The organism is Streptomyces sp. NPDC002490 (assembly GCF_040296045.1).
Lineage (GTDB): Bacteria > Actinomycetota > Actinomycetes > Streptomycetales > Streptomycetaceae > Streptomyces.
The window spans coordinates 1-1,423 of the sequence record NZ_JBEOWM010000136.1; the positions used below are offsets into that span (position 1 = coordinate 1).

A 1,423-nucleotide genomic window follows, 5' to 3' on the forward strand; every position below is an offset into this window, starting at 1 on the left:
TCTCCGTAAGTTGTTAGGCGGCCCGGGAGGGCCGGGTGTGGCTTATGGTTCTCTGCCTTCAGTGGCTTCGAAGGAGTGGCCGCCCGGCTCTCCGGGGCGCCCTGACTGCTGATTGAGATGTGCGCTTCGGTCGCTGATTACGGAGATGACAGCGGGGTGTTCCTTGGGTCGACGGCATGCTGTGCGGATCGAGGAGGGGCAAGTGAGCGAGCGACGGAACCATGCCTGGGCCGGGATCGACGTGGGCAAGGGGCATCACTGGGCGGCGGCGGTCGACGAGACCGGTGCGACGCTGTGGTCGAAGAAGGTCGACAACGACGAGTCGGCGATCCTGACTGCCATGGGCGAGATCCTCGACCTGGCCGACGAGGTCCATTGGGCAGTGGACATCTCCGGTACGTCCTCCGCGCTGCTGCTGGCCCTGCTCGCGGCCCACGGCCAGCAAGCCGTCTACGTGCCCGGCCGCACGGTCAACCGCATGTCGGGCGCTTACCGGGGCGAGGCGAAGACCGACGCCCGCGACGCCTACGTCATCGCCGAAACCGCGCGCAATCGGCGGGACTTCGCGGCGATCGATGTGCCCGCCCAGCTGGCCGCTGACCTCGCACTGCTGACCGCTCGCCGCTCCGACCTGGTGGCCGATCGAGTCCGGATGATCAACCGCCTCCGCGACACGCTGACCGGTGTCTTCCCCGCGCTGGAGCGGGCCTTCGACTACAGCTCGCAGAAGGGCGCACTGGTCCTGCTGACTGGTTACCAGACGCCCGCCGCGATCCGCCGCCGCGGCCGGGCGAGGCTGACGGCCTGGCTGGCCAACCGCAGTGTGCGCGGCGCCGACGCGGTCGCCGCGACTGCCGTGGAGGCGGCCCAGGCCCAGCAGACCGCGCTGCCCGGCGAGGACGTCGCCGGGCAGATCGTCGCCGAACTGGCGGGGCAAATCCTGGCCCTGGACGACCGGCTGAAGCGGATCGACCAGCAGATCCGCGAGACGTTCCGCAGCCATCCGCAGGCCGAGGTCATCGAGTCCCTTCCCGGCATGGGGCCGATCCTCGGAGCCGAGTTCGTCGTCGCCGCCGGCGACCTCACGGCCTACGCCGACGCCGGGCATCTCGCCTCGGCGGCCGGGCTGGTGCCCGTCCCGCGCGATTCCGGCCGCCGGACTGGCAACATGCACCGGCCAAAGCGCTACAGCCGCCGCCTGCGCAGGGTGTTCTACATGTCTGCACAGACCAGCATGATGCGCGAGGGGCCGAACCGGGACTTCTACCTCAAGAAGCGCGGTGAGGGCTGCAAGCACGTCCAGGCTGTCATCGCGCTGGCCCGGCGGCGGGCCAGCGTCCTGTGGGCTCTCCTGCGCGACAACCGTGTCTTCACCCCCGAGCTGCCGGTCGCGCAAGCGGCTTGACTTCATCATTGAGACTCC

1 protein-coding gene is annotated in these 1,423 nt (G+C 69.6%); it reads left to right on the forward strand.

Annotated features, from left to right (window positions below; translation table 11 throughout):
- The first annotated feature begins 202 nt into the window (after window positions 1-202).
- On the forward strand, window positions 203-1,405 hold the full coding sequence (locus ABT092_RS30945) for an IS110 family RNA-guided transposase (RefSeq protein WP_351249830.1): 1,203 nt from the start codon (window positions 203-205) through the stop codon (window positions 1,403-1,405).
- The last annotated feature ends 18 nt before the right edge of the window (window positions 1,406-1,423 follow it).